This window comes from Paraburkholderia piptadeniae (assembly GCF_900007165.1).
GTDB lineage: Bacteria > Pseudomonadota > Gammaproteobacteria > Burkholderiales > Burkholderiaceae > Paraburkholderia > Paraburkholderia piptadeniae.
The window spans coordinates 60,808-82,232 of the sequence record NZ_CYGY02000013.1 but is presented as its reverse complement, the minus strand read 5'-3'; the positions used below and the strand labels follow the sequence as shown (position 1 = coordinate 82,232).

16 protein-coding genes are annotated in these 21,425 nt (G+C 66.7%); 9 read left to right on the top strand and 7 right to left on the bottom strand.

Annotation, left to right across the window (positions count from 1 at the left end; genetic code table 11):
* Nucleotides 1-160: 160 nt before the first annotated feature.
* The gene (locus tag BN2476_RS06395) at nt 161-892 is read left to right on the top strand and encodes an alanyl-tRNA editing protein (protein ID WP_087733321.1); all 732 of its coding nucleotides are present in this window, start codon (nt 161-163) and stop codon (nt 890-892) included.
* Nucleotides 889-1,524 (top strand): DUF924 family protein, encoded by a 636-nt coding sequence (locus BN2476_RS06390; protein WP_087733320.1) that lies wholly within the window; start codon nt 889-891, stop codon nt 1,522-1,524. The genes BN2476_RS06395 and BN2476_RS06390 overlap by 4 nt, the downstream gene beginning before the upstream one ends.
* A gap of 41 nt (nt 1,525-1,565) precedes the next feature.
* Here BN2476_RS06390 and BN2476_RS06385 read toward each other — a convergent pair whose 3' ends face one another.
* Nucleotides 1,566-2,474, bottom strand: coding sequence for a DUF1571 domain-containing protein (locus BN2476_RS06385; protein WP_438942862.1), 909 nt, complete (start codon nt 2,472-2,474; stop codon nt 1,566-1,568).
* Between the two features lie 234 nt (nt 2,475-2,708).
* On the opposite strand from BN2476_RS06385, the gene BN2476_RS06380 reads away from it, so the two are divergent.
* From BN2476_RS06380 to BN2476_RS06350, 7 genes are all read left to right on the top strand, one after another.
* Nucleotides 2,709-3,422 carry an ABC transporter ATP-binding protein gene (locus tag BN2476_RS06380; RefSeq protein ID WP_087733318.1) on the top strand — a complete coding sequence of 238 codons (714 nt, stop codon included), beginning with the start codon at nt 2,709-2,711 and terminating at the stop codon, nt 3,420-3,422.
* Nucleotides 3,419-4,825: an ABC transporter permease gene (locus tag BN2476_RS06375; RefSeq protein WP_087733317.1), complete on the top strand. Its 1,407-nt coding sequence runs from the start codon at nt 3,419-3,421 to the stop codon at nt 4,823-4,825. Before BN2476_RS06380 ends, BN2476_RS06375 begins: the two co-directional genes overlap by 4 nt.
* 34 nt (nt 4,826-4,859) lie before the next feature.
* Nucleotides 4,860-5,636 (top strand): outer membrane lipoprotein-sorting protein, encoded by a 777-nt coding sequence (locus BN2476_RS06370; protein ID WP_087733316.1) that lies wholly within the window; start codon nt 4,860-4,862, stop codon nt 5,634-5,636.
* Entirely contained in the window at nt 5,633-7,048 is a 1,416-nt protein-coding gene (locus BN2476_RS06365) for a hypothetical protein (protein WP_235850732.1), read from the top strand. Before BN2476_RS06370 ends, BN2476_RS06365 begins: the two co-directional genes overlap by 4 nt.
* Before the next feature lie 74 nt (nt 7,049-7,122).
* Nucleotides 7,123-13,491 (top strand): type I polyketide synthase, encoded by a 6,369-nt coding sequence (locus BN2476_RS06360; protein WP_087733315.1) that lies wholly within the window; start codon nt 7,123-7,125, stop codon nt 13,489-13,491.
* 55 nt (nt 13,492-13,546) lie between these two features.
* On the top strand, nt 13,547-14,893 hold the full coding sequence (locus BN2476_RS06355; RefSeq protein WP_160111680.1) for an aminotransferase class I/II-fold pyridoxal phosphate-dependent enzyme: 1,347 nt from the start codon (nt 13,547-13,549) through the stop codon (nt 14,891-14,893).
* Nucleotides 14,890-15,972, top strand: a complete 1,083-nt coding sequence (locus BN2476_RS06350) for a zinc-dependent alcohol dehydrogenase family protein (RefSeq protein WP_160111679.1) — start codon at nt 14,890-14,892, stop codon at nt 15,970-15,972. The genes BN2476_RS06355 and BN2476_RS06350 overlap by 4 nt, the downstream gene beginning before the upstream one ends.
* 70 nt (nt 15,973-16,042) lie before the next feature.
* Here BN2476_RS06350 and BN2476_RS06345 read toward each other — a convergent pair whose 3' ends face one another.
* The 6 genes from BN2476_RS06345 to BN2476_RS06320 form a co-directional block, all read right to left on the bottom strand.
* Nucleotides 16,043-16,786, bottom strand: coding sequence for an SDR family oxidoreductase (locus BN2476_RS06345; protein WP_087733312.1), 744 nt, complete (start codon nt 16,784-16,786; stop codon nt 16,043-16,045).
* 76 nt (nt 16,787-16,862) lie between these two features.
* Nucleotides 16,863-17,447, bottom strand: a complete 585-nt coding sequence (locus tag BN2476_RS06340) for an LOG family protein (protein ID WP_087733311.1) — start codon at nt 17,445-17,447, stop codon at nt 16,863-16,865.
* A gap of 2 nt (nt 17,448-17,449) precedes the next feature.
* Entirely contained in the window at nt 17,450-18,166 is a 717-nt protein-coding gene (locus BN2476_RS06335; RefSeq protein ID WP_087733310.1) for a TetR/AcrR family transcriptional regulator, read from the bottom strand.
* A gap of 239 nt (nt 18,167-18,405) precedes the next feature.
* Entirely contained in the window at nt 18,406-18,987 is a 582-nt protein-coding gene (locus tag BN2476_RS06330) for a diacylglycerol kinase (RefSeq protein ID WP_087733338.1), read from the bottom strand.
* A gap of 271 nt (nt 18,988-19,258) precedes the next feature.
* Nucleotides 19,259-20,290, bottom strand: a complete 1,032-nt coding sequence (locus BN2476_RS06325) for a glycosyltransferase family 4 protein (protein WP_087733309.1) — start codon at nt 20,288-20,290, stop codon at nt 19,259-19,261.
* Between the two features lie 35 nt (nt 20,291-20,325).
* Nucleotides 20,326-21,267: a UDP-2,3-diacylglucosamine diphosphatase gene (locus BN2476_RS06320; RefSeq protein WP_087733308.1), complete on the bottom strand. Its 942-nt coding sequence runs from the start codon at nt 21,265-21,267 to the stop codon at nt 20,326-20,328.
* Nucleotides 21,268-21,425 lie beyond the last annotated feature (158 nt).

The window sequence follows — 21,425 nt, the reverse complement described above, 5'->3', positions numbered from 1 at the left end:
CGTGCAGTCGCGATGATGAAGCGGACGTGCGGGATGCTTCGCGAAGCGACACGCGCAAACGCCCGGTACAGTTCCGCCGCTCGCGCCTCGATGTGAACGCGGCGGACATTTGCGATCCCGGCATAATGTCCGACACGTACAAAGAATCAGGAGACACTCGATGACGACCCGCGCGCTCTTTCGCGACGACGCCTATCTGACCCACTGCGACGCGGCCATCACCGCAATCGACGAGCAGGGCATCCATCTCGACCAGACGGTGTTCTATCCGCTCGGCGGCGGCCAGGCGGGCGATGCGGGCGTACTGACGCTGGCCGACGGCACGCGCATCGAGATCGCCGATACGCGCAAGGCGGCATTCGAAGGCGCGACGCCCGACGATGCCGTCCACGTTCCCGCGCCCGGCCAGGAAGCGCTGCTCGCGCAGCTTGCCGTCGGGCAGCGGGTGTCGGCGCAGATCGACTGGGAGCGCCGCTATCGGCACATGCGGCTGCACACGGCGAGTCACCTGATGTGCGCGGTGCTGCCGTATCCCGTCGACGGCTGCAGCATCACGTCCGCCTACGCGCGGCTCGACTTCGCGACCGTCGAGCCGATCGGGCGCGAGCAGGTCGAAGCGCGGCTCGCCGAGCTGGTGGGCGGCGCGCATGCCGTCGCGACGCAATGGATCACCGACGACGAAATGGTCGCGCGCCCCGAACTCGTGCGCACGATGAGCGTGAAGCCGCCGATGGGGCTCGGACGCGTGCGGTTGCTGCGCATCGAAGGCGTCGATCTGCAGCCGTGCGGCGGCACGCATGTGCGCAATACGCAGGAGATCGGCGCGCTGCGCATCGCAAAGCTGGAAAAGAAGAGTGCGCGCACGCGGCGACTGGTGCTGGAGTTCGCATGAGCGCGCGGTTCGACGCGGCCGCGTATTCGGCGCGAGGCGACTACGCATCGCTCGATGCGCGTGCGCGCGATGTGCTCGACTGCTGGTTCGGCGCGCCCGGCTCGCACGAATACGGCACCGACCGCAAGTGCTGGTTCAGGCGCAGCGACGCGTTCGACGCGATGCTGCGCGAGCGCTTCGGCGCGCTGATCGAAGCGGCGCTCGCGCATGAACTCGACGCGTGGCTCGATACGCCGCTCGGCTCGCTCGCGCTCGTGATCGTGCTCGATCAGTTCACGCGCAACTGTCATCGGCATACGGCGCGTATGTATGACGGTGATGCGCAGGCGGTCGGCATCGCGCGCCGGATGGTCGAAGAGGGCAGCGACCTGTTGCTGCCGACCGTCTATCACCGCGCGTTCGCGTATATCCCGTTCGAGCACGACGAAACGCTGGAAGGCCAGCGCGAAGGCGTGCGCCTGTACGCGCTGCTCGAAACGCAAGGGCTGGACCCATCGTATGCGCGCTCGGCCGTGCGGCATGCGAAGATCGTCGAGCGCTTCGGGCGATTTCCGCATCGCAATTCGCTGCTCGGCCGTCCTTCCACCGATGAAGAAATCGCGTTCCTGCGCGAGCCGGGGTCGTCGTTCTGAGCGTTACGGACAGATGGCCGGCGAGCGGCCGGTAAAGCCGCTCAGAACCGGTATGCAGGATTCTTCGGGTCGAAAGTCGACGCATCGAACGTCTTCGGCGTCACGCTTTCCAGCACGATTTTCTCGAACAACTGCTCGTCGTCGTCGTATGCCTCGACCGTGCGAAAGTAAGGCCAGCGCAGATCGAGCCCGAGCGTCTTCTTCTTCGCGTAGAACCCGGACGTACCGCTTTTGACCTCATAGGTGAGCGCGATCACGCGCACGCCGTCAATCGATCGCACCTCGACGCTCTGCGGCCGCAGGGCGCCAGCATCCGCGTATCTTGCCGCTTCACTGACGAACTGCGTCGCGATGAACTCAGTGCCGAGATCGCGCACCGAATGATTCGACTGCGCTCGCGCCAGCGAGCCGTCGATCGACGTCCAGATGGGCATGATGTTCAACATGCCGCCGAGATGCCCATACATCGCGTCGCTGCGCTTCGTCTCGTCGTAGATCGCTTCCTGTCCCGCGTGCGGGCCGTCGGGCAGCCACGTCATGTAGATGCGCAGCGGCTCGCGCGCCATCTTCACGAGCATGTGATCGGGCCGCGCCGTCCATTCGCCCTTGATGCGCTCCTGACGACGCATCGTGAACTCATACGACGGATAGCCGTTCGGTCCTTCCTTCACGTAGCGTGGCACCGTCTGCGGATCGAGCGCTTCGAAGAGCGCAACCAGTTGCGCGTCGTCGAGCTTTGCGAGCGCCCCCGTTTGCGCGGTTTGACGCAGCCAGCGCACCTGCTGGTCGACGGCGAGCTTGCCAACGAGCGTGGGCGCCGCGTCGGCCGTTCGCGTGTCCGCGGCTTTCGCCAGCGCCGGATGGACAGCGCACGACGCAATCGCGGCGAGCGCGGCGTTCGCCAGCCATCGCTTCACGTGCTGTGAGCGTCGTCCGTCCACACGGCGAATCCGTTTGGCAGACCCAGTGTTTTGCACGATGAATTTCTCCATGACGACTCGCTTCGCGCCGTTGCGCCCGTTTGCAAAGCCGCTAGTCTCGCCGATCTTCGAATAAGGGGTTGTAGGAATATTTCGGATATCAAATGAAAAACTAAGATTTAGGACTATTCGTATATAAGCGGTCGACGAAGATTTGTATCGTTCGCCGCCTAAAGAATTCGGATTCCAAACTTGTCCGCAATAATGACTACCGCGATACAGATTGAACGGCTCTGCAAGTCCTATCGGCTCGACAGCGTGCAAGTCGTCGGGCTTGCCGATGTCTCCGTCCTGATCGCATCGAATGCGCTCACCGTGCTGAGCGGTCCGTCGGGCAGCGGCAAGACTACGCTGCTCAACATGATGGGTTGCATTGACCGGCCCGACAGCGGCCACGTCGTGATCGACGGGCAGGACACGAGCGAACTCTCCGACGATGCGCTGTCCGACTTCCGCGCGCGCCAGATCGGCTACGTGTTCCAGAACTTCAATCTGCTGCCCGTGCTGTCCGCGTATGAAAACGTCGAATATCCATTGCTGATGGCGCGTCTGCCGGCGCGCGAGCGGACGCGGCGCGTCGCGGAGCTGCTGGACGCCGTCGGGCTCGCGGACAAGGCGCGGCGGCGGCCAGGGCAGCTGTCGGGCGGCGAGCGTCAGCGCGTCGCGATTGCGCGCGCGCTTGCCGTCGAGCCGACGCTCGTGCTCGCCGACGAACCGACCGCAAATCTCGACAGCCACACAGGCGCGGCGATCATTGATCTGATGCGACAGATGCAGCGGCAGCGCCGCGTGTCGTTCGTCGTGTCGTCGCACGATCCGCAGGTCCAGGCGGCCGCCGACGAACTCGTGCAGATCCGCGATGGCCGCATCGTGCATCACGAGCGCGTGCTGCGCGCAATGGAGGGCGTCGCCGTATGAAGCAGGCACTGACCCTCGCGCTGCGCAATCTGCAGCGCAACCGCCGCCGCTCGGTCACGACGCTGCTCGCGATCGTCGTCGGCGTGTGCGCGATTCTGCTGTTCGGCGGCTTCAGCAAGGACATCACGCTCGGCATGCAGACGGACATCGTCCGGCACAGCGGCCATCTGCAGGTGCAGCGGCGCGGCTATTTCGCGTACGGCATCGGCAACCCGACGGCCTACGGCATACGCGACTACTCGAAGGTCATCGAGGTATTGCGCAACGATCCGGTGCTGCGTCCGATGACGCTCGTCGTCACGCCGACGCTGCAGCTGGGCGGCGTCGCGGGCAACTTCGACGCGGGCGTGTCGCGCACCGTGTACGCGGAAGGCACGGTTCCCGCCGATCAGACGCGCATGGAAGCGTGGAACGACTACGGTTTCCCGCTCGATCGCGAAGCGTCGCCGCTGCAAGGCACGGCCGACGATGCTGCCGTCGTCGGCGAAGGGCTCGCGCGCGTGCTGCAACTCTGCGCGCCGCTGCACGTGAAGGATTGCGCGATGCCGCAGGCGCTGCTCGACGACCGCAAGCAGCGCGAGACGGATGCCGCGCCCGCCGACCTACTTGCGCTCGCGGCGGCCGAAGCGGCGAGCGCAACGAAGGCGCCGTCGGCGGCCCGCATCGACATGCTCGCGACGAGCGTGCACGGCGCGCCGAACGTCGGCGGCTTTACCGTCGTGAAGGCCGAGCAGCAGGGCGTCAAGGAACTCGACGACATCTATCTCGCGCTGCATCTGGCGGGCGCGCAGCGCCTCGTCTACGGCGCAGACGAGCCGCGCGTGACGGCAATCGAAGTGCAACTTAAGCACACCGGGCAGTTGCCCGCCGCGCAGCGCCGCATCGAACAGCTGCTCGCCGCGCAGTTTCCCGATCAGCCGATGGAAGTGCTCGACTTCGCCACGCTCAATCCGTTCTACGGGCAGACGAACTCGATGTTCGACGTGATCTTCGGCTTCGTGTTCGTGCTGATCAGCGCAATCGTGCTGTTCGTCATCACGAACACGATGAGCACGGTGGTCGTCGAGCGCACCGTCGAAATCGGCACGCTGCGCGCAATGGGCAATCGCCGCAGCGACATCCAGCGGATCTTCGTCTGCGAAGGGCTGCTGCTCGGCGTGTTCGGCACGGCGGCGGGCGTCGCCGTCGCGCTGCTGCTCGCGGCCCTGATCAATCGCAGCGGCCTCACGTGGACGCCGCCCGCGCGCGTCGACTCGATCGCGCTGACCGTGCGCGTCTGGGGCGAATGGCGGCCGATCGCGCTGACATTCGCGACGCTCGCGTGCGTCGCGGTGCTGTCCGCATGGTGGCCCGCGCGGCGCGCGGCGCGGCTGTCGATCGTCGATGCGCTGCGTCATGTCTGAATTGTCCTTTTTCTGTTCTGTCGGGAGTCGGTTCGTGCGTCGTCTGTTTTTTGCCGGATTGTTGTCCGGTGTCCTGATTTCGGGGGCATTTGCCCAGGCCGCGCCGGATGCACAGCGGATGCTCGCGGCAAGCGACGCGATCCGTTCGCCGTCGAGCCCCTTCGTGCTGAATGCCGCGCTGACGGAATACCGCGCGGGCAAGCAGGTGGATTCAAATGTGCTGTCGATCTGGTCGAAACCCGACGACGGCGGTGGCACGTACCGCACGCTGGTGCGCTTCGAGGCGCCCGCGCGCGACGCCGGCAAGCTGATGCTGAAGAACGGCAACGATCTGTGGTTCTACGATCCCGCGAGCCAGGCAAGCGTGCGCATTTCGCCCGATCAGCGGCTGCTCGGACAGGAATCGAACGGCGATGTCGTCACGACCAATTTCGCGCACGACTACACGGCGACGCTCAAGGGCACGGAAGACGTGATGGACGGCGACCGGCAGACGCGCCGCTGCAACTGGCTTTCGCTGACGGGCAACGTGTCCGGGCTGACGTACAGGCGCATCGACATGTGGCTCGATGCGCAATCCAGCCGGCCCGTGAAGGCGAAGTTCTATTCCGAAAGCGGCCGGCTGCTGAAGACGGCGTTCTATCGCAGCTACGCGCCGCAGCTTGGCGCCGAGCGGCCGACCGAGATCGTCATCATCGACGGGCTCGATTCCGGCTGGGTGACGGTGCTGCGTTTCTCGAACTACGCATGGCACGAGATTCCCGATGCGTGGTTGCAGCGCGATTATCTGCCGCGCTTCAAGCCGCAATGAGCCTGACGGGTTCACGCGCGCTGACGTCGATTGCGCTCGCGTCGTTCGTCGCGTTCGTCTCGTGGTTGCCGGATGCGGCCTCGGCGGCAGCAGCGGGAGAAGACGGCGAGGCGGCGGCGCCGAATGATGCCGCGGACGAGGCGCCGGTCTTGCCGGCCGCGTCCTCCGATACGGCAGATGCAGCAGACGCAGCGAATGCATCGGCGGCCGCCGATGCCGCCGCGCTGAATCTCGCCGACGCCGTGCCGGCTGCCTCTGCGCCGTCCCCTGCCGCACATCCGTGGAAGTTCTTCGTGCAGGACGCGGTGCGCGAGAGCGGCTATCGCGATGCGCCGTCGTCGCTGCGCAATCAGCTTTCGTTCGATCTGCTGTATCAGCAGGCCATCGTGCCTTCGGTGAGCGTGAACTTCTCGGCGCGTTTCGATCGCTTCGATCCGCTGTCGTCGTCGGCGGCGCCGCACCGGAGCGAAAGCACGATCCGCGAAGCATTCGCGTCATGGAACGTGACGCCGCTCACGGGCGTCGACGCGGGGCGCATCAACGAGCGCCTCGGCGCGGCCGTCGGCTACAACCCGACCGATTTCTTCAAGGCGGGCGCCGTCAACCTCGACGTATCGCCGGACCCGGAAAGCCGCCGCACGAACCGCCTCGGCACGGTAGGCGTGCGCGCGCAGCATCTGTGGGACGGCGGCTCGGCGCAGTTTCTCTTTTCTCCGCGGCTCGCGAGCTACAGCGCGCCCGGTAATCCGTTTGCGTCATCCGATCTGCAGCGCACGAACGGCGTGAACCGGTGGCTCTTCGTCGGCAGCCAGCGTGTGTCGGCGTCGGTGCAGCCGCAACTGCTCGTGTACGGCGAGCAGGGACAAGCGCCGCAGGTGGGCCTGAACCTGAGCGTCGTGCCGGCGAACTCCGTCGTTGCGTACGCGGAATGGACGGGCGGGCGCCGCGCGTCGCTGATCGGCCGTTCGACGGGCGTCGACGATCGCGCGTTTCGCACGAACTCGGCCATCGGCGTGACATGGACGACGCCGCTCGATCTGTCGATCACAGCCGAGTTGCAGAGCAACGGCGCGGGCGCGACGCCTTCGCAATGGCGCGCGTTGCAGTCGAATGATCCGCGCGCCTGGGGCCGCGCCGTGCAAACGGGCGTCGCTTCGCAGGATCTGCCGACGCGTCACGGCGCGTTCGTGATGGCGATCTGGCGCAACGTCGGCATTCGCCGGCTCGATTTGTCCGCGTTCGTGCAGGCCGATCAGGGCGGCGGCCGTCACGCCTGGCTGGAACTGCGGCGCCACTACGACCGCTTCGACGTCGCGTTGCAGTTGCAGCGCCAGGGCGGGCCATCGTGGAACCGCTACGGCGCGATGCCCGAGTCGCGCAGCGTGCAGATGCTCGCGACCTTCTACGAATAAAAACTACGCGCGCGGCGTGCCGGCGCAGCGAACACAACTCAAGAACCACACTCAACGGGACAGGAAAACTGATCATGCGCGATATCGCGATAGTAGGCATGGCTTGCCGTTTCCCAGCGGGTCTCGACGATCTCGACGCCTTGCTGGCGGCGCTCCGCCAGCGCACGGTGACGGCCGGCCCGGTGCCCGCCGACCGCTGGGACGCGGCACGCTATTACGCCGCTGACGAAAGCGCAAAGGGCAAGGCCTATGTCGACAAGGCCAACTTCCTGAAGCAGGACATTCGCGCGATTGACGCGGGCTTCTTCGATTTGCCGCCGCGCGTCGCCGAAAATCTCGATCCGATGCAGCGCCTGTTGCTCGAACTGATCTGGGAGGCGTTCGAGAACGCGGGCCTCGATCTGACCGCGCATGCGGGCAAGAAGGTCGGCGTGTATGTCGGCGGCTTCATGCTGGACCATATGATCACGCTGATGCAGCCGGCCAACCGCGCGCGCCACAACGCGAATACGGCAGCCGGCATGATGATGACGATGCTGTCCAACCGGCTTTCGCATGCATTCGATCTGCGCGGGCCGAGCCTGTCGATCGACACCGCGTGCTCGTCGTCGCTGGTCGCGTTCAGCTACGCGTGCCGCGACATCTGGAACGGCGACTGCGAGATGGCCGTGGTCGGCGGCGCAAACGTGATGACGCGTCCCGAGTACCCGATCGGCATGTGCAAGGGGCAGTTCCTGTCGCGCGACGGCCAGTGCAAATCGTTCGATGCGCGCGGCGACGGTTATGGCCGCGGCGAAGGCGGCGGCGTCGTCGTACTGAAGACGCTCGAGCGCGCGCTTGCCGACGGCGACACGATACTCGCGACCGTCGCGGGCGCGGGCGTCAATTCCGATGGCCGCACGCCGGGCATCTCGATGCCGAGCGCCGACGCGCAGAGCGCGCTGATCCGCGACGTGTGCGAGCGCTTTGCGATCGACGTGTCGAAGGTTCGCTATGTCGAGTGTCACGGCACGGGGACGGCGGTGGGCGACCCGATCGAGGCCGAGTCGATCGGCTCCGTGTACGGCACGGGCCGCGAGGGCGATGCGCGCGTCGTGCTCGGCTCGATCAAGAGCAACATCGGGCATCTGGAGTCGGGCGCGGGCGTCGCGGGCATCATCAAGGCCGTGCTGACGCTGATGCATCGCGAGGCATTCCCGCTCGGCAATCTGCAAACGCCGCATCCGGGCATCGACTTCGAGAAGCTCGGCGTGCGTCTCGCCGATGCGCCGATCAGGCTCGCACAGGATGACGAGCTAGACGGCGAGCCGTTCCTCGTCGCGGTCAATTCGTTCGGCTATGGCGGCACGAACGCGCACGTGGTGCTGCGCTCGGCGTCGAACTTCGACGGATCGCGCAACGCGCATGAACAGGCCAACGCAACACTTCGCCCGGCGGGCTTTCCGTCGATGCTGCCGCTCTCTGCACGACACCCGGAAGCGCTGAAGGCGCTGGCGCGGCGCTATCGCGAGCGACTCGCACAGCCGGCGACGAAGCTCGACGACGTGCTGTACTCCGCCGCGCTGCGCCGTGCGCATCTCAGCGAACGCGCCGTCGTGCTGGGCGCCGACCGTGCGACGATCGTCGCCGCGCTCGACGCGCTTGTGCTGGGCGAAAAGAGCGAGCGTGTCGTGACGGGCCAGCAGGCGCCGCAAGGCAAGGCGCTGCCCGTGTGGGTGTTCACGGGAATGGGCCCGCAATGGTGGGCGATGGGCCAGCAGCTCTATCGCGAAGACGCCGTGTATCGCGCGGCCGTCGACGAGGCGGACGGCATCTTCAAGCGTATCGCTGGCTTCTCGGTGCTCGTCGAGATGCTGAAGGACGAGCGAGAGTCGCAGATCACGCGCACCGTGTATGCGCAGCCCGCCAACTTCCTCGTGCAATGGGGCATCGTCGCGATGCTGCGCGCGGCGGGCGTGACGCCGGGCGCGGTGGTGGGCCACAGCGTCGGCGAAGTGACGGCGGCCGCCGTGAGCGGCGCGCTCAGTCTCGAAGACGCGCTGCGCGTCGCTTACGAGCGCAGCCGCCTGCAGGCGCGCACGGCGGGCACGGGCAGCATGCTCGCCGTGGGCGTCGGGCCGCAGGCGCTGACGGACACGCTGAAGCAGTACGAAGGGCGCATCGAAATCGCCGCCGTCAACGGACCGAACACGATCACGCTGGCGGGCGAAACGGCCGCGATCAAGCGGCTCGCTGCGGACCTGTCGCAGCGCGAGATCTTCAATCGCGTGCTGAACGTCGAGGTGCCGTATCACAGCTATCTGATGGAGCCGATTCTCGGCGAGTTGACGCAGCGGCTGCAATCGATCGTCGCGCGCGAGCCGTCGATTCCCGTCGTGTCGACCGTCACCGGCAAGCGCTTCGAAGGCCCGGCGTTCGGCGCCGACTACTGGGCGCGGAACGTGCGCGAGTCCGTCTCGTTCATGCAGGCCGTGCAGACCTTGCTCGACGAAGGCTTCGTCACGTTCGTCGAAGTGGGTCCGCACCCGGTGCTGTCGTCGGCGCTGCGGGATTGCGCGAAGGTGCGCGCGAACGAAATCCGCCTCGTCGAAACGCTGCGCCGTAACGAGGCCAACCACGAGCCCGAATGCGCGCGCGTGCACCGCGCCGTCGCGCAGGTCTTCGCGAGCGGGTCCACGATCGACTGGACGCCGCTCAACGGCAATGGTCGATTCGCCGCGCTGCCGGGTTATCCGTGGCAGCGCGAGCGCCTGTGGCTCGAATCCGACCGGGCCGCGTATCAGCGCATCGGGCCGACCGACCGGCCGCTGCTCGGCAACGAGCACTATCCCGCGCACGATGTCTGGACCAACGATCTAGAGCATCAGAACCTTGCGTGGCTGAAGGACCACGTCGTATCGGGCACGCCCATCATGCCGGCTGCCGGCTACATCGAGACGCTGCTCGAAGCGGCGGCCACGCTGCATCCCGACGCGCCCGGCTGGACGGTCTCCGACGTCGCGATTCACGCGCCGCTCGTCATGGCGGGCGATCGCGCGATCGACTACGTGTGCGCGTACGAGCGCGGCACACGCGGCGTCGCGATCCGCAGCATCGAAGGCGGCAGGATCGGCGAGGGCACGCTGCATCTGACGGGCACGGTCGCGGCGTTGAAGGCCGCCGATGCCACGCGTGTCGATATCGAGGCGCTGAAGACTTCGCTCGACCGTCCTGTCGATGCGCAAGCCTTCTATCGCGAACTCGCGCGCATGGGGCTGCAATACGGTCCCGCGTTCCAGTCGATCCGCTCGCTGCACAAGGCGGCGCCCGGCGGCCGTGTGCTCGTGCGCATCGAATGTCCGGCACATCTGCCGCGCGACGGCTACCGCGCGCATCCGTCGATGCTCGATGCGTGCTTTCAGGCGCTGGTCGGTATTCTGGACGACAGCGACTCGACCTGGCTGCCGACAGGCTTCAGCGAGATGCGCGTGCTCGCGCCTTCGCTGCCGATGGCGTACTGGTGCGAGGCGGTGCGCGTGAACGCGACGCCGCGGCACGTCGACGCCGATCTCACGATCGCCGACGACAGTGGCCGCGTGCTGGCCGTGATTCGCGGGATGCGCGTGACGGCGTCGTCAGCGAAGCTCGAACGCACGGATGCATGGGGCGATCCCGTGAAGCTGCAGATGCTGCGCTACGAATGGTCGGACGGCGCGCGCCTGCCCGAGCCGAAGCGGCTCGGCCACTGGCTGATCGTCGAAGACGATGCCGCGCGGCAAACCGCCGACACGATCGCGGCCGGCTTCGAAGCGTTCGGCGTGCCGATGTGCGCGCGCCTGAACGTTGCGGCGTACGTCGAGATGCGCAACGCCCGGCGCGCGCTGCGTGCCGACGCGAGCGCCGCGATCGGCGCCGTGCTCGACGAAGCGGGCCCGTTCGACGGCGCCGTTTTCCTGCACGGTCTGAATGCATCCGGCGAGAGCGACGATCCGACGGCGACGGCCGCGCTGCTGCTGATGCATGCCGTCACGAAGCATCTGGCCGCGTCGCCCGCGCCGCAGCGTCCGCGCGCTTACGTGGTCACGCGCGCAGCCTTCGACACGACACAACAGGGCGCGCACGTCGAGCCGGCACAGACAGCGCTCAACGGCTTTGCGCGCGTCGCGTTCAATGAGATCGAAGGCATGCGTTTTTCGAGCATCGATCTGCCGCCGGCAGCGAGCGCCGACGACATCGATGCCGCGATCCTCGAATTGCTGTGCGACGCGCCGGAAGACGAAGTCGCGATCCGGCGCGGGCAGCGCCTGTTCAGCCGCTTGACGGCGAATCCGTGGCTCACGCAGCCGCTCGTCGAGACCGTCGCGCCCGAGGGTGGCCGCAAGCTGCTCGTGCGCGCGCTGGGCGAGCGCCAGGAGGACGACGGGGGCGCGGGCAGCGTGAAGTTGATCGAAGTGGCGCACGAGCCGCTTGCCGATGACGGCCTGGAGCTGAAGATCGAAGCGGTGGCGCTGACGAGCCGCGCGCTGCGCGCGTCGACTGGCGACCGCTTCGACGACGATTTCGTCGACGTGGTGGCGACGGTGAGCGGCATCGGTTCGAACGTGACGGATCTGCGCGAGGGGCAACGCGTGTACGGACTCGCGCCCGCCGATTTCGCGACGCATATCCGTGGCCCGCGCGCCGCGTTCCATCTGACGCCGTTGTCCGATCATGCGACGCCCGCGTCGGTGCTGGTTGCCGCCAGCCGCGCAGCCGTAGCGACGCGTGTGGTCGAACAGGCCGATCTCGGCGCGCATTCGCACGCGCTGGTGCTGGCCGACGAAACGGGTCTCGCGGTGGCGGCGGCGCTGCGCGCGCAGGGCGTCGACGTGACGCTGGTCGCGACCGACCCGGCGGCTGCGCAGGAAGGCGCGCTCGCCGCGACGCACGACGCGATCGAGCGCGCGTGCGTCGAACGCACGCAAGGCCGTGGCTTCGATGCGATCGTCGCGCCGCTGTGCGACTGGGCCGAGCGCTTCGGCTGGCGCGCGCTCGCGGCGGGCGGCGTGCTGATCGACACGGCCGCGCGCGCCCGTCCCGTGACGATGCCGCGCGCTTCGTCGTCGGTCGTGCGCGCGGATCTGACCGTCCTGACGCAGCGCGCCGGGCGATTTGCATCTGCATTGCAGCGTGCCGTCGCGCGCGCCGAACGCGGCGAGCTTGCGAGAGCCGACAGCCTGTCGGTGTCGCTCGCCGATCTCGCGACCCGCAAGCTCGCGATGCCGGACAGCGAGGTCTCGCTGATCGTGCGCTTCGACGATGCGGCGACGCCATTGCCCGTGCAGGTGCACGAGACCGTCGCGTTCGATCCCGACGCGACGTATCTCGTGACGGGGGGACTCGGCGGCTTCGGCCAGAAAACGGCGCGCTGGCTCGTCGATCATGGCGCGCGTCATCTCGTGCTCGCGTCGCGCAGCGGCGCGGATACGGCAGAGCGCCGCGCCTTCGTCGACGGCCTGGCGGCGCGCGGCGTGCAGGTGCTCTGCGTGCCGTGCGACGTGTCCGACGCCGCGCAGATGCGCGATCTGTTCGGCGTCATTGCGCGCGCCGGGAAGCCGTTGCGCGGCGTGTTCCACTCGGCTGCCGTCATCGTCGACGAGCCGATCGTCGAACTGAATCCGCAGAACCTCGTCGCCGTGATGCGCAACAAGGCCGAAAGTGCGCGCCTGCTGCACGAGCACACGCGCGGCATGCAGCTCGATCACTTCGTGCTGTTCTCGTCGATTGCGAATCTGGTCGGCAACAGCCGGCAGGCGAGCTATGCGAGCGCGAACGGCTATCTCGACGGGCTTGCGTGGCATCGTCATTCGCTCGGCCTGCCCGCGACCAGCATCAACTGGGGGGCGATCGCCGACGTCGGCGTCGTTACGCGCGATGAAAAGCTCGAAGCGTTCATGCGCTACATGGGGCTGCGCGGGATGGAATCGGCGGAGGCGCTCGGCTGGCTCGAGCGCGCGATGCGGCGCGGCGTGCCGCAACTCGGCGTGACGCTGATCACGAACTGGGCCGACTGGGGCCGTTACGAAACGCTGGGCAGCCAGTCGCCGCGCTTCGCGGACCTGATCGCCGCCGACACGAACCGCGATGCCGGCGCGCGCGACGTGCTGAAGGCGGAGCTTGCCGCGCTGCCCGGCTCCGAGCGCTTCACGGTGCTCGCGGGACTGGTCGCGTCGCTGATCGCCGACGAACTGGAAACGTCGGCGGCAGGCATTCCGATCGACCGGCCGATTCTCGACCTCGGCGTCGATTCGCTGATGGCCACCGAAATCCAGCTGGTGCTCGACCGCGATCTGGGCATCAGCGTATCGGTGCTCGAAATTCTCGACGACCTGACGATCCGCGCGATCGTCGACAAGACGCTCGCGTCGTTCGGCTGGGGCGATGCGGATGAAGCGACGCCTGCGCTGGCAGAGGAGCCGGCATGAGCGGGCGGCCTCGCAACACGATCGGCAACATGCGACACATTGGGGAGACACATCGATGACGACGGGATCGCATATCGAGCGGCTGCGCGCGCGGCTGCTCGGCAAGACGGGCGCGCCGCGCGCGGACGCCGATGCGGACGCGCCACCCGCCGTGGACAGGCGCGTGACCGTCAGGCCGGAGCATTACGACTTCGCGCACTTTCCCGAGATGCGTGAGTACGCGAACACGCGCTGGTACTACGACAACCAGGGCTTCGAATGGAACATGTTCCGCGAGCACGTGGGCGTGACGAGCGCCGAAGTCGAGATCGACGGACGGCGCATGATCAATTTTTCGTCGTACAACTATCTCGATCTTGCGGGCGATCCGCGCGTGAAAGAGGCCGCGAAAAGAGCCATCGACGACTACGGCACGTCGACGGGGTCGGGGCGCATCATCGTCGGCGAGATACCGCTTTTCGGCGAGTTCGAGCGCGAGCTTGCCGATGTGCTCGGCGTCGAAGCCGCCGTGATGGGCGTGAGCGGCTGGGGCACGAATGCGGGTGCGATCGGCTATCTCGCGCGCAAGCAGGACCTGATCCTGTACGACGAGCTGGTGCATAACAGCATGTTGACGGGCGCGAAGATCAGCGGCGCGCGGCGCTTTGCGTTTGCCCACAACGACTGCGACGCGCTCGATCGTTTGCTGAGCGAGCATCGCGGCCAGTACGAACGCGTGCTGATTCTCACGGAAGGCGTGTTCAGCATGGACGGCGACATCCCCGACGTGCCGCGGCTGATCGACATCAAGAGGCGTCACAAGGCGCTGCTGATGGTCGACGAGGCGCATTCGATGGGCGTGATCGGTCCGCGAGGCCTCGGCGTCGTCGATCATTTCGGCCTGAACGGCGCGGACATCGACATTCACTTCTCAACACTGTCGAAGTCGTTCGCGACGATCGGCGGCTACGTGGCAGGGCGCAACGAACTGGTGACGATGCTCAAGCACTACGCGCCGGGCATCGGTCTCTATATCGCCTCGCCGAACCCGGCCAACGCGGCAGCGGCGCTCGAGGCATTGCGCATCATGCGCGCGGAGCCCGAGCGCGCGCGCAATGTGGTCGCGATTGCCGACTACTTCCGCGAGCGCGCGCAGGCGGCGGGCCTCGACATCGGACCGAGCCATGCTTCAGCCGTTGTGCCCGTGATGATCGCGGAGTCGGAGACGGCGTTGTGGCTCGCGGCGCGCCTCTTCGACAACGGGGTGTTTGCGTTTCCGATGATCTTTCCCGTGGTGCCGCGCAACGCCGCGCGGCTGCGATTCTTCCTCAACACGGCGCACACGCGCGGGCACGTCGACAGGACGATTGCGTTGCTCGCGCAACTCAAGGCAAGCGCGCCACCGGCGAAGGGGCTCTTTTGAAGCAGATCCGTTTCGATACGTTCGGCCCGCCCGCGCTGGTCGCGCGATGCCATGAGATCGCCGATCCCGGTCCGCCAGCCGCGTGGGAAGTGCTTGTCGACATCGACGCGTGCACGATTACGCCCGCTGACCTCGCGCGGCTCGCCGGGCGCTACGGCGAACTGCCGACGCTGCCCGCGACGCCCGGGCTCGAAGGCGTGGGACACGTGACGGCGCGCGGCTCGTCGGTGAAGACGCTGGCCGTCGGCGATCGCGTGATCGTCGTCGGCAACGACAACTGGTGTCAGCGCAGACGTCTGCCTGCCGCGATGCTCCAGAAGGTGCCCGCGCATCTCGACGTGCTGCAGCTCGCGGCGCTGAAAGTGAGCGCGTGTACGGCGCTCGAACTGGTGCGGCGCGCGGCGCCGCTTGCGCGCGGCGACTGGATCGTGCAGACGGCGCCGCTGTCGAGCGTCGGCCGCGCGGTGATGCAGATTGCGCGGCACGACGGCGTGCGCACGCTCAACATCGTGCGGCGTCCCGAGGCCGTTGCCGAGGTGCTCGCGGCGGGCGGGGATGCTGCCGTCGAAGACGGTCCGCTGCTCGCCGACGCCGTGCGCCGCGCGACGGACGGCGCGCCGCTTTCGATCGCGCTCGATGCGGTGGGCGGCGACGGCGTGGCGCGTCTTGGCGCGCTGCTCGCGCGCGGCGGCACGCTCGTCAACTACGGGATGCTGTCCGGGCAGCAGATGCGCATCGACTGCGAGCACGCGATTTTCGGCGGCATCACGGTCAAGGGCTTCTGGCTGACGCAGCGGCTATCGCGCATGTCGCTCGCGCAACGCGACGCACTGATCGGCGAGGCTGTCGAGCTGCTCGAACGCGGCGTGTTGCAGACGCAGGTGTCGGCCACCTTCGCGCTCGATGCGATCGGCGAGGCGTTGCGTCATGCCGAACAGCCGGGACGGCGGGGGAAGGTGTTCTTGCTGCCGAACGGTTCGTTGCCGGGGCCGCTATGCGGGGCGCCATCTGGCGAGACGGCGGAGGCGGCTGTGACATCGCGCGAACGCACGGGCGCTGGCGCACTCGCGCCAGGCTGACGGTCTGCGCATCGGGCAAGCGGAAGCTGTCGCAGCGGCGGCCCGAAGAGAAGAAATCAGCGAGAAGAAATCAGCGGCCCGCGCTCACATCGAGCAGCGCGCCGTTCACATACGATGCCGCGTCGCTCAGCAGCCAGACGATCGCCTCGGCGACTTCTTCGGCCGTGCCGGGGCGGCCCAGCGGCGTTTGCGCGCCTAGCACGGCGGCGCGGTCGGGCCGCCCGCCACTCGCGTGGATATCGGTGTCGATCAGGCCCGGGCGCACGGCGTTCACGCGCACCCCCTGCGGGCCGAGCTCCTTCGCAAGGCCGATCGTCATCGTATCGACAGCGCCTTTCGAGCCTGCGTAATCGACGTATTCGTTGGGCGACCCGAGCCGCGACGCCGCCGACGACACATTGACGATCACGCCGCCATGTCCGCCGCGATCCTTCGCCATGCGCCGAGCCGCTTCGCGCGCACACAGATACGCGCCGTACACGTTGACGTCGAACATGCGCTTCAGGCGCGCGGCGTCCATGTCGGCGAGCGGCATCGAAGGCGCGACGATGCCCGCGTTGTTCACGAGCGCATCGATGCGGCCGTACGCGCTTTCGAGCGCATCGAACATCGCGACGACCTGCGCTTCGTCGGCGACATCGCCCGCGATCACGCGCGCGTGGCCGCCCGCGCGTCCGACTTCGGCGGCTGCTTCTTTTGCGGCGGCCTCGTTGGCCGCGTAGTTGATGCCGACCGACCAGCCTCGCGCGCCGAGCAGGCGCGCGGTTGCGCGGCCGATGCCGCGGCTCGCGCCCGTGATCAGAACCACTTTCATCGTGTGTGCCTCATCTGTGCCTGATGTGTGCCGCCAGCGACGAAACTGCCGCTCACCAGAGCGATCGCGCCGCGCGTCACACGCGGTCGCGCCGGTCCGCCCACTTGTCGCGCGCGGGCGGCTGATAGCGCTGCAGCTTGGCGATCAGCGCGGCGGGGTCGCTGTCGATTTGCAGGATGTCGAAGTAGGTCCGACGCATGAAGCCTTCCTGCACCGTGTGCTCCAGCAGCGAGATCAGCGGATCGTAGAAGCCGTCGATGTTCAGCACGGCGACGGCCTTCTGGTGATAGCCGAGCTGCGCCCACGTGTAGACCTCGAACAGCTCTTCGAGCGTGCCCGCGCCGCCCGGCAGCGCGACGAACGCATCCGACAGGTCGGCCATCATCTTCTTGCGCTGATGCATGTCGGGCACGACGTGCAGTTCCGACAGGCCGTCATGGCCGACTTCCTTGTTGACCAGCAGCTCGGGGATCACGCCGATCGCGCGGCCGCCCGCCGCCATCACTTCATCGGCGATCACGCCCATCAGGCCGACCTTGCCGCCGCCGTAGACGAGCGACAGATTCGCGTCGACGAGCGCGCGGCCGAACGCCTTCGCGGCGTCGCGGTACAGCGGTTTGGCTCCGTCAGACGAGCCGCAATACACACAGACTGCCTTCATCTTCAACTTTCCTTCGATTCGTTGCGAGGTTCGCGCGGCGGCAGATAGTCGTAGAACTCACGCTGCGGATGCTTGCCCGACACCAGATCGTCGAACAGCTCGCGCGAGCGGCCACGCAGATACGGCGCCATCAATGACACGATCTGCACGCTCACCTGATGAAGCTCAGCGCGGATCGCTTCCTGCTCGTTGTACTTGCGCGGGTTCATCACGAACTGATACGACAGCCAGTACGTCGCGATCACGCCGATGTTGGTCGCGATCACCTTGATCTCGTCGGGCGTCGCGACCATTTCGCCGTCGGCGACGAGCTGCTCGCAGAACTGGCTCGCGAAGCGCACCTTGTGGCTGATGATCTGCTTGAAGTGCGTTTCCAGCGTGCGGTTGCGCGCGAGCAGATCGTTCAGGTCGCGATACAGAAAGCGGTAGCGCCACGTGAAATCGACCATGTACTGCAGATACGACCACATTTCGTCGATGGTCGCGCGGTGGTCTTCCGGAAAACGCAGACGCTTCTCGATCTCCTGCTCGAACTGGCTGAAGATGCTGTTGATGATGTCGTCCTTGTTGCGGAAGTGGTAGTACAGGTTGCCTGGACTGATTTCCATTTCCTCGGCGATCGTCGTCGTCGTGACGTTCGGCTCGCCGATCTCGTTGAAGAGCTTCAACGATAGTTCGAGAATCCGTTCGCGCGTGCGGCGGGGAGGTTTGGCTTCCATATCGTCCGGCCCTGGTTTACGGGCGTTCGCGATGCCGCGTGCTACGGCATGCTCCTCCGCCCGGTCTGGTTGGCTGTTTTTGAGACTATCGAACGATTATAAACCGACCGTTCTATACCCAGAACGCGCGCTTCTGTATGGCGTGGATGCGGCGCCAATGACGGGCTCTTGAATACTCGTGACGTGGGCTCGGTGCTCGCGCGCGGCGGCTAGCGCCTGAGTCCGAACGAACCGCCGGATCACCCGCCGAACCACCCGCCGACCCAATGGACCACGAGCGGCCCGACGATCAGCGCCCACGTCATCACGCACATGAAGAGCGCGACCATCACGGCCGCGCTGCCGAGATCCTTTGCGCGCCGCGACAACTCGTGGCGCTCGAGCGAGATGCGGTCGATGGCCGCTTCGACGCTCGAATTGAGCAGCTCGACGATCAGCACAAGGAACACGGAGCCGAGCAGCAGCACGCGCGACACGGGCTCGACGGGCACGACGATGCCGCACGGCACAAGAATGGCCGCGAGGGTCAGTTCCTGGCGAAACGCACTTTCCTCGCGGATCGCGACACGAAAGCCCGCGAACGAGTTCTTCATCGCGTGCCATGCGCGCGTGATGCCGCGATTGCCCTTGTACGGGTTGAACGGCAACGCGAGCGGATCGTCGGGGCCGAGCGGCTCGTGCGGGTCATGCGGCTCGGTGCGGGTGTCGCGGCGGACGTCGGCGCCGGCTTCGGCTTCGGCTTCGATGTCGGTCTCGATCAGCGTGTCCTCTTCGGATGGCGCGGAATCGCGCGATATCGGCTTGCGCGTGGTGGATGGCATGGGAGATGGTTTGCGTGCTGGACGAGGTTGAGTGCGTCCAGCATAGCGCGACTGCGGCGCGCCGTCGTCATGCCGTTCGTGCACATCGCCGAAAGGTTCGCCGTCCGGCTCGACAGCCGGACCGGCTTCAGACGCGATGGTTTCGGCGTCGCGCAGCGATTCCTGCGGGGCGCGCAATGCGTTCGATTGTCTCGTTTGCATGGGCGTGGCGGGAAGTAAGGGCGCTCGCGCGTCGGGCAGTGCGCTTTCGGACACGCGCTTCGGATACGCGTTATGCGGCGGCGTTTTCCTCGCTGTAGGCGGCGCGCGGCAAGGGCTTCAGATGCGCGGCGAACTGTTCGGAGGCGGCCGTCCACGAGAAGCGCTCGGCCCACTCGCGCGCGCGGCTGCGGTCGATCTTCAGCGCTTCGAGACACGCCTCGCGCAGGTCTTCGTGCATCGCGCCCGCGCCGCCGTCGCCGAGCACGTCGATAGGGCCCGTCACCGGATACGCGGCGACGGGCGTGCCGCACGCGAGCGCTTCGAGCAGCACGAGGCCGAACGTGTCGGTGCGGCTCGGGAACACGAATACATCGGCGGCCGCGTAGACCTTCGCGAGCTCGGCTTGCGTCAGCACGCCGAGATAGTTGACGCCCGGATAGCGCGACTTGAGTTCGGCGAGCGCCGGGCCTTCGCCCGCGACCCACTTCGAGCCGGGCAGATCGAGCTTGAGGAATGCTTCGACGTTCTTCTCGACGGCGACGCGTCCCACGTAAAGAAAGATCGGCCGCGCGGTGTTCAGCACCTTCGAGTCCATCATGTGGAAGATGTCGAGATCGACGCCGCGCGTCCACAGCACGACGTTCGTGAAGCCGTATTTTTCGAGGTCCGCCTTCACGACGGGCGTCGGCGCCATCACGGAGAGCGACGGCTTGTGGAACCAGTGCAGGAAGCGATACGTCCACGCAAGCGGGATGCCGAAGCGCGCCTGCACGTACTCGGGAAAGCGCGTGTGATACGCGGTCGTGAACGGCAGCTTGTGCTCGATCGCATAGGCGCGCGCGGCGAGTCCGAGCGGGCCTTCCGTCGCGATGTGCAACGCGTCCGGCTGGAATTCGTCGATCCGCTCCCGCAGATGGCGCTTCGGCAGCAGCGAGAGGCGGATCTCGGGGTACGTCGGGCACGGAATCGTCTTGAACTCGAGCGGCGTCAGCAGATCGACCTTGTGGCCGAGCTCCGTCAACTCGCGCGTCGTGTTCTTCAGCGTGCGGACGACGCCGTTGACCTGCGGCTCCCACGCATCGGTGACGATCATGATCTTCATGCAGTTGGCCCTCTCGTAGTGGTGTTCGTGTGCGGTCATGCCGTCGCGCGGGCCTTCGACGCGCTCGCTTGCGGCGAGCGGATCACGGTCCAGTAGATCACCTTCAGCTCGCCCTCGTATGTCTCGACGAGCGCCGACAGGCTCTCGACCCAGTCGCCGTCGTTGCAGTACAGCACGCCGTCGATCTCGCGGATCTCGGCCTTGTGGATGTGCCCGCAGACGACGCCGTCGCAGCCGCGGCGGCGCGCTTCGTCGGTCATCACGCGCTCGAACGACGAGATGAAGTTGACGGCGTTCTTCACCTGATGCTTCAGGTATTGCGACAGCGACCAGTACTGGAAGCCGAGCTTGCTGCGGATGCGGTTGAACCAGCGGTTCAGCACGAGGATCAGCGTATAGAGCGTGTCGCCGAGATACGCGAGCCACTTCGCGTGCTGGATCACACCGTCGAACAGATCGCCGTGCACGATCCACAGCCGCTTGCCCGTGAGCGTCGTGTGAAACGCTTCGCCGCGCACGTGGATGTCGCCGAACGCGAGATCGCAGAACTGGCGCGCCCCTTCGTCGTGATTGCCGGGGATGTAGACCACCTGCGTGCCCTTGCGCGCCTTGCGCAGCACCTTCTGCACGACGTCGTTGTGCGCCTGCGGCCAGTACCAGCCCTTTTTCAGTTGCCAGCCGTCGATGATGTCGCCGACGAGGTACAGATACTCCGATTCGTTGTGCCGCAAGAAATCGAGCAGATACGTCGCCTGGCATCCGCCCGAACCGAGGTGAATGTCGGAAAGCCAGATCGTGCGATAGCGATGCGAGTTTTCGTGATCGTCATCGTGATGGCTTTCGGAGGGCGACGGCGGCGTCGGCAGATGCGGAATCGGCGGCAGGGTAGCTGAGGGAGAGCGGGGGCCGAAAGCGACGGGATCGACGCTCGGGCCAGTCTGGCGGAAGAGGGAAGTCGCGGACGTGTTGTTGTCCATGGCTCACGCGTCGAGTTGCAGTACCCGCATTCCGCCATCGCCGGATGACGAAGCCGTGACATTCACGAGAAGTTCTTATTACGTATCGCGATGTGTCGGCTCGATGCAACGCGACAGGCCATGCGCGAATGTTGCGGGCGCGATCGGGCTTCGGGAAA

Bases quoted from the DNA above. Each gene is read 5' to 3' on its own strand.
- BN2476_RS06395 (WP_087733321.1), top strand. From the start codon at position 161: ATGACGACCCGCGCGCTCTTTCGCGACGACGCCTATCTGACCCACTGC.
- BN2476_RS06390 (WP_087733320.1), top strand. From the start codon at position 889: ATGAGCGCGCGGTTCGACGCGGCCGCGTATTCGGCGCGAGGCGACTAC.
- BN2476_RS06380 (WP_087733318.1), top strand. From the start codon at position 2,709: ATGACTACCGCGATACAGATTGAACGGCTCTGCAAGTCCTATCGGCTC.
- BN2476_RS06375 (WP_087733317.1), top strand. From the start codon at position 3,419: ATGAAGCAGGCACTGACCCTCGCGCTGCGCAATCTGCAGCGCAACCGC.
- BN2476_RS06365 (WP_235850732.1), top strand. From the start codon at position 5,633: ATGAGCCTGACGGGTTCACGCGCGCTGACGTCGATTGCGCTCGCGTCG.
- BN2476_RS06360 (WP_087733315.1), top strand. From the start codon at position 7,123: ATGCGCGATATCGCGATAGTAGGCATGGCTTGCCGTTTCCCAGCGGGT.
- BN2476_RS06355 (WP_160111680.1), top strand. From the start codon at position 13,547: ATGACGACGGGATCGCATATCGAGCGGCTGCGCGCGCGGCTGCTCGGC.
- BN2476_RS06345 (WP_087733312.1), bottom strand. From the start codon at position 16,786: ATGAAAGTGGTTCTGATCACGGGCGCGAGCCGCGGCATCGGCCGCGCA.
- BN2476_RS06340 (WP_087733311.1), bottom strand. From the start codon at position 17,447: ATGAAGGCAGTCTGTGTGTATTGCGGCTCGTCTGACGGAGCCAAACCG.
- BN2476_RS06335 (WP_087733310.1), bottom strand. From the start codon at position 18,166: ATGGAAGCCAAACCTCCCCGCCGCACGCGCGAACGGATTCTCGAACTA.
- BN2476_RS06330 (WP_087733338.1), bottom strand. From the start codon at position 18,987: ATGCCATCCACCACGCGCAAGCCGATATCGCGCGATTCCGCGCCATCC.
- BN2476_RS06325 (WP_087733309.1), bottom strand. From the start codon at position 20,290: ATGAAGATCATGATCGTCACCGATGCGTGGGAGCCGCAGGTCAACGGC.
- BN2476_RS06320 (WP_087733308.1), bottom strand. From the start codon at position 21,267: ATGGACAACAACACGTCCGCGACTTCCCTCTTCCGCCAGACTGGCCCG.